We start from the raw sequence: 6668 nt of genomic DNA, 5'->3' as shown, positions 1-6668 counted from the left end.
TGGTCGGATTGGTCGGATTGGTCGGATTGGTCGGATTGGTCGGATTGGTCGGATTTCGGCGCGCCGGGTTCGTCCCGCGAAATTTCATTAAATTCTGCGTAAAATTCTACGCAGAAATTCGGCGCGAAACCCATGCAGGTTTAGCATTTGAGATTTTGCTCGCGAAATTCCGCGCAAAAACCAAGCGCGAGATCTTAAACCGAGCCGTCCGCGAGCTTGCGAGCTCATCGCGGCGAGATTTAAAATTTCATAACGCGTGGGCTCGTCGTGAAATTTAAAATTTCACGCGGCCGCGCACAGTGTCATGTGTCGCTACGAGATTCTAAATTTCATGTCGAGCGCACCGTGAAATTAATCCGTCAGTCGCGCAGCAGATCGCCGCATGATCTAAAATTCGCGCTTGCGCCGCGACATGCACCGCCGCGAGTTGAATTACGCGGCAGGCGAGCTAAATTTTACGCTCGTGCGATCAGTCATGTTGACGGAGGTTTGCGGCACCCAGATTAAATTTTGCCAACCACTGTGCATCGCCTGCGGTGGGCGCGGATGCCTAATCCGCTCTGCTTGCAAAGGCGTAGGCGGCTATAGCTGCGCGACATCGTAGAGCTAAATTTTACGAGCCGCTGCGTCACGGCAATGAAATTTTGCGCCGTGCTGCTAGCTGCGAACTGAATTTGTGCGACGACTGTATGCCGCTGCACGCTTGTAAATTAAATTGCACTCCACGCACCCGTCGCCTGATTGTCGCGGGATTGAAATTTGCGTGCCGCTTATCGCAGAATTTTAGGTCGCTGCACGCCGCGCCATAGTTGTCGTGAAATTTTAAATTGCATGTCGTACGCACGAGCTAGCCGTGAAATTTAAAATTTTATGCAGGCGTGGAATTTGCTTCGCGTTACGCTGTGTCGTACATCATCGCGAGCCAAATTATGCGCTGCTGCGGAATTAAAGTCTTGCATGCCCGCTGCTATCGCTCGGGCGCCGTATGCCTGGCGGCTCCGTTTTGCGATCCGTTCACGCCGTATTTGTTGCGGTTAGTTATGTACGTCGCCGCGCCGCAGTGCGAAATTCCACGTCTAGCTCTATTTTAGAGCTTTGATTTGTAGCGAGATTTTACGGCGCGCAATGGCGCTAAATTTCATCCTGCGTGAGATTTTGGAATTTTAAAATTCCCTTTCGCGGTATAATTATATGAAATGCTAAAATTTGCGGGATCTTAATAAAGGAATTTTAAAATTTATGCGGCGCGGCTTTGTGGCGTGCCTGTAAGAAAGGAGCGATCATGGACAAGCTGGATAAAGAGGAGCTTGCAGAGGCGTTTGTTGCTAGACTCAAAGCTTTAGCGCGTAGCGGCGGCGCCGATCTGCGTGAGCTTGATCGCGAGTTTTACGGATTTAGCGTGAGGCTTGGCGTGCGTTACGACTTCGCCGGCAAGTTTAGCGTCTCGCAGATAAGCGGCGGCGAGCGCGCTCAGCTGCATTTCGCTGACGTCGCGCAGTTCGAAGCTCACGCACGCGAGTGCCTGCATGTGGCAAGCGCGGATGCGGAGCTAAGCGAGGCCTTTATGCTACGCCTGCGTGCAGACCCCCAAAAAGCCGCTATGAATGCGGATCAAATCATAAAATTTCACGATTTTAAGCCCTTTAGCGTTCAGCTGCGTTGTGAGCATTGCGGTGGATCGGGCAGGAGACGCTGCAAAGGCTGCGAAGGCGCAGGCAAGGCGCCGTGCGCTAACTGCGGCGGGCGCGGGCGCTTGATCTGCCCCGATTGCAAGGGCACCGGTGGCTATAGCCGCGCGGCTTTAAGCTCTACGGACGCTCGCGTGCACGATGCTTCTAAGAGCGGTGCCGCAGGCTCTGCATCAAATTCTATGGGCTATCGCTTCATTCCCTGCGCTAGTTGTGGCGGTAGCGGCTCGCGCATTTGTCCCACTTGCGGCGGCGCAGGCAGATTGTGCTGCGAAAAGTGCGGCGGTGCGGGTGATTTTCGCTGCGAGCACTGCGATGGGCGCGGGTATTTCACTCGCACTGGCAAAGTATCCGTTTATGCCCGCCCGAGCGTCAGCATAGGCGCTAGCTCGCAGGTTTTCGGGCGCGAGCTGCTGGAGTTTTTATGCAGCAAGGGCGTAGGTTTTGTAGCACGCAGACTTTTGTTTCGTCTAAGCTCGCTGCGAGCGGTGCAGGGCGGCTGCGAAGCGGTATTTAGCGCGGAGGATGATTTTTTGCGCTTTAGTTTTGCCGTCTGCGGCAAGGCTTACGATGCGGCGTGCTTTGGTGGCGCGACATTCGTAAGACCTAACTTTTTTGACGAAGTTTTTGCGTCGGAGCTTGCGGCGGCACGTGGTGCGCCCGCTAGGCTAGGGCAGAACGATGCGCAAAGCCTTTTTGCGCTATTTCGCGCAAAGCCTGTGCTGGATGCGGCGATGCGCCTAGCTAATGCTAAGCTGCGCGGCGAGACGCTAAATCTCGAGCAGTTACGCGGCGCGGACGGACATTTTAACTCTGTAAATTCTACCTGCAGCGCGGCTGATCGCGACGCTTTAAGCCTTGCAAAAGACGCTTCGCGCAAAGAAAATCTCGAGGGCGGCGCGAGCGTAAAATTTGCGGGCACGAAATTCGCGAGCGCTTCGGCAAATTCTATGGGCGCGGAAGATAATCGCTTGGGGTTGCGCGGAGAGCTTGGCAGGTTCGCAGGCGGAGTAGGCGGCGGCATAAAATTTACAGAGGCGGATCTTTTGGAAGGTGGAGAGAATTCTGCTGGCGATTTTGAGGCTAGGCAGCAAAGCAGCGAAGCTCGCGCGCAGAATGGACCTAATTTTGCCAGCTCGCAAGAAGGCTTAAGTGACACTTCTGATCGCACTGCGGAGGGTCTTTACGAATTACGCGGCGAGCGAGATTACCGAGATTTAAGTGTCTTGGGTGCTGAAAATTCCACAAATTCCATAGACTCCGCCGCAATAAATTCCGAAAATCTAGCCGCTGCAAAATTTAAAAATCGCGCGAATACGCAAGATCCTGCCGCGTCAAATTCTAAAATTTCGCCCTTTGTCCGATTAAAGAAATTCTTTTTCCCACGTTCTTTGCGCGAGGATTGCGCGCAGAGTTTCGCCGCGGCGATTATGCGCGTTTGCGAGGGCTTTATTTCGCAGCAATGCGCTCGCGATTTGGGCGGAGCGATGGCTGGGGCGCTTGGCGTGCTAAGCCCACGCTATGACCGCGCGGTGTGGTGCATAGGCGGAGGCGCACTCATCGCGGCGGCTGCGCTGGCGTGCGAGGGCTGCTTCGAGATGATCTTTGCGGAGCATTATTTTTGGGCACTTGCGTGCGGTGCGGTAATCGCTGCTGCGGGGCTGTTAGGCGGTGTGGCGCTGTGGCTGGCAAGCGCAGTGCGGTGCGCTGTAAAAGCTCGTAAAATTCCGCGAGAATATCGCTGCGGCAGAGGTGGCGCGGCGTTTGCTCACTTTTGCAAAGCTCTGCTCTGCGCCATTTTGGCTAGCGCAATCTACGGAGGCGCGGCAAATACGGGCTACGTACCAAAAACTGGTGCAGCAGGGCTGCTGCGAGGGTGGATGCCTACATTTTTTGAGGACGAAAATTCCGCTTCCGCGAGTGATGGCGTAAATTCTGCAGACGAAAATTCTACGAGCGCAAGCTCTAGCGGCTCTGAAAGCCCTGCTTTAAATTCCGCTTCCGGGGCGACTAAGGATTCTGCTACGATGCAAAAGGATAAAATTTTATATATCCAAAAAAGCATCGGAGTGAAGCAGGACGGGATTTTTGGCGCACGCACGCTAAAAAAGGCGAGGGAGGTTTTGGATCAAAACCTAAGCGGCGTCGATGAAATTTACGAGGCTCTAAAAAGCAAAGAGCGTGCGACGATAAATCTTCGCCCCGGCGATAAATCCGCGCCTTAGGCTTGGCGGGCGATCTTAAAAAATCAAAAAGGACTAAAATGAAAAATAAAATTTTAATTCTAGCGCTTATCGCGACGCTTGCTGCAAATTTCGCGCTAGCCGAAAATTTTGAAATCACTGCAGACGATATAAGCTGGGCTACGAAATCCTGCGATAAGGGCGATGTGAAGGCGTGCGGGGCGTTGGCGCAGGTTTACAATTATGGCTGGGGCGTGCCGCAAGATCTGCTAAAGGCTGCGCCGTTATACGTCAAAGCTTGCAAAGGCGGCGATGTGGAGTCGTGCGTAAATTTAGGCATTTTGTATCAAAGCGGAGAGGGGATGCCGCGCGATGAGGCGAAGGCGGCGGAGTTGTTTGACAAAGCCTGCGATGACGGGCACGCGATAGGCTGCAGTAACGCAGGCTCTGCGTATATCAGAGGTAGAGGCGTGCGCAAAGACGCTATAAAGGGCGTAGGTTACTATGTGCGCGGTTGCGATATGGATATCGTGGACAGCTGGCTTGCGTGCTTAAATTTAGCGCGTCTTTACGAGGGTGCAGATAATGCAAAAGCCGCGCAGTACTATAAAAAAGCCTGCGAGCTGGGCGGCAAGGATAGGTTTATGAGCTCGGTAGCGGAGCATGAAAGGGCATGGCAAAGCTCATGCGAAAGCTATGAGAGGCTTAAATAGCCCGCAAATCTATGCTTTGAAGTAGACCCTCGCGCTCGCCGTGGCTACGGAGCAAGAACCCTAGCGGATTTCGCATAAATAGCGCAAATCTAAACATCAAGTATCCTGTAGAAGCGGAAGCATAACGGCGTAAGTTCTTAGCGCGCTCGTATTTTAGGAGACAAAATCATGACTACGATAGCGCTAATCCGCCACGTTACGCTGCTGATCGATCGCGGCGTATGCGACGCCGCGGAAGCGGCACGGCACGCGATCCTATATGATACTACGCAAAGCTTAGCTTTGTATCAAACCGATAAATTTAAAAGCAGCGCCGCATACGAAAAGATCGCTCGCATAAGCCGAATATACTCCTCGCCGCTGCCGCGCGCGGCACTTACGGCACAAAAGCTGTTTCCACACCGACGGGACATAGAGTACCTAGAGGCTTTGCGCGAGTTTAATCTGCGAATATTCCCCGTGCCGCTAATAAAAATGCCGTTTGATTGTTGGCTCGTGCTCTCGCGCCTGCTGTGGCTGTGCGGCATGAACCCTAGCGGCGCAAGCGCGAAAGCAGAGCGGCGGCGCGCGCTTGATCTGATGCCGTCGCTGCTGGAAGCGGACACGGCGGTGATCGCGCACGGCTTCGTGCTGCGCGTAATACGCCGTAGCGCGCGGCGGGCGGGCTACCGCCTGATATACCGCTTTTGCGAAGGCTGCTTCTGCGTAGAAATTTGGCAGCGCGCCGCGTAAAGATACCGCTCTACGCGAAAATTTGAAATTTTGCGCAGCTAAGAGATTATGAAATTTCGTAAAAGGGATTTACAATCGGAATTTCGCGCCGCAAAATCGAAAAGACGGAGCTTTGCTAGATTAAATTTACAGGTCAAATTTATCGGAAGCTACTTTGAAATTTTGCGGAATTTTATTTCAGCGCAAAGATAGCGCCGTTTTAAAAGGTGGGAGATTCTTGAAATTTATGCACGCGCCACGATAAACGCGAGCTGCATCGATTTGCGTAGGTAAATCGTGCTGAGTTAAAATTTAGAATTTATGACGCAAAATTTTAAAATTCTACGAACCGTAAATTTACGGCTTAAATCCAAAATTCCGTTATGATGAAATTTAAAAATTTTACGTTGCTTTAAATTTGCCTGCAAATTTGAAATTTCATGTTATTTAACGAGTTACGCACTGCACCGATAAATCTGCGAGGATTTAAAAATCCTCGCTTCGCACCACCGTTCTTCGCACCACCGAATTTATGCTAGTAGATGTAGAACCTCTCTAAAACACCACTAGATACGCATTTAATAGCTTGTGCATTTTTTATAAACTTAGAGGCAGTAACTATAGGAGTAATTTTCGCAATTCTTCTCTATATAATTCTAGCAAAAGGTTACTTATATAACTATCATTTATAAGTTGTTATTATTTTTACAATATTTTTTAGCATGGGTTTAAAATTTATAAAATCTATATCTTTATAGTTCTTTGAAATATATTTTGAAAAAATTTCCTTACTATAGTGCTTTTGTTTATCAAAAATAGCCGAGTCCCTACAAAATACTTTTCCATCCATCTTATGATTAAGCGTCTTATCATCAAACAAATCTTCTATTTCACACTCTTCTTTATCTCTTACTAGCTGATTTGTTATCATAAATAAGTTGTCTACAATATTTGCATATAGCTCTTTATCTAATATATTCTCAAATTCTTTCTTATTGGTAAAATTTATAAATTTCCTTACAGGCTTCTTATTATTAGGTATTTCATTGTCAAAAATAAGAATGACTGGATTTGCAGCTATATCTTTTGTTATTTTTTTAAAATACTCAGAATAATTTACAACTTCTCGTCCTACAAAAAACCTATAGATATTTTGAATTGAATCCGCTCCATCTTTTACAAAATTTAAAAAATATTCAAGCCTCTTTGTTCTTCTTAAAAATGATACTTTAAATTCGAATTCGTCATTACTATTTTTTTTAATCAAATCTGGAAAATATGCATATAGACTTTTTATTGCGGATTTCAAATACAATATATCCGTTTTTCCTTCTGTAATAATGAGTGGTTTTTGATTAGCAAAGAAATACTTA

The 6668-nt window shown here is 49.0% G+C and carries 4 protein-coding genes; 3 read left to right on the top strand and 1 reads right to left on the bottom strand.

Annotation, left to right across the window (positions count from 1 at the left end; translation table 11 throughout):
• Positions 1-1282 precede the first annotated feature (1282 nt).
• The 3 genes from Q0238_RS00340 (at position 1283) to Q0238_RS00330 (ending at position 5316) form a co-directional block, all read left to right on the top strand.
• Entirely contained in the window at positions 1283-3913 is a 2631-nt protein-coding gene (locus Q0238_RS00340; protein ID WP_297941750.1) for a hypothetical protein, read from the top strand.
• 38 nt (positions 3914-3951) lie between these two features.
• Positions 3952-4584: a tetratricopeptide repeat protein gene (locus tag Q0238_RS00335; RefSeq protein WP_297941747.1), complete on the top strand. Its 633-nt coding sequence runs from the start codon at positions 3952-3954 to the stop codon at positions 4582-4584.
• Between the two features lie 168 nt (positions 4585-4752).
• On the top strand, positions 4753-5316 hold the full coding sequence (locus tag Q0238_RS00330) for a histidine phosphatase family protein (RefSeq protein ID WP_297941745.1): 564 nt from the start codon (positions 4753-4755) through the stop codon (positions 5314-5316).
• 661 nt (positions 5317-5977) lie between these two features.
• Here the strand turns inward: Q0238_RS00330 and Q0238_RS00325 are convergent.
• A partial coding sequence (locus tag Q0238_RS00325; protein ID WP_297941743.1) for a hypothetical protein occupies positions 5978-6668 on the bottom strand: 691 nt, incomplete at its 5' end.

It is taken from the genome of uncultured Campylobacter sp., from assembly GCF_938045775.1.
Lineage (GTDB): Bacteria > Campylobacterota > Campylobacteria > Campylobacterales > Campylobacteraceae > Campylobacter_B.
This window is presented reverse-complemented; position numbering and strand designations above follow the sequence as displayed.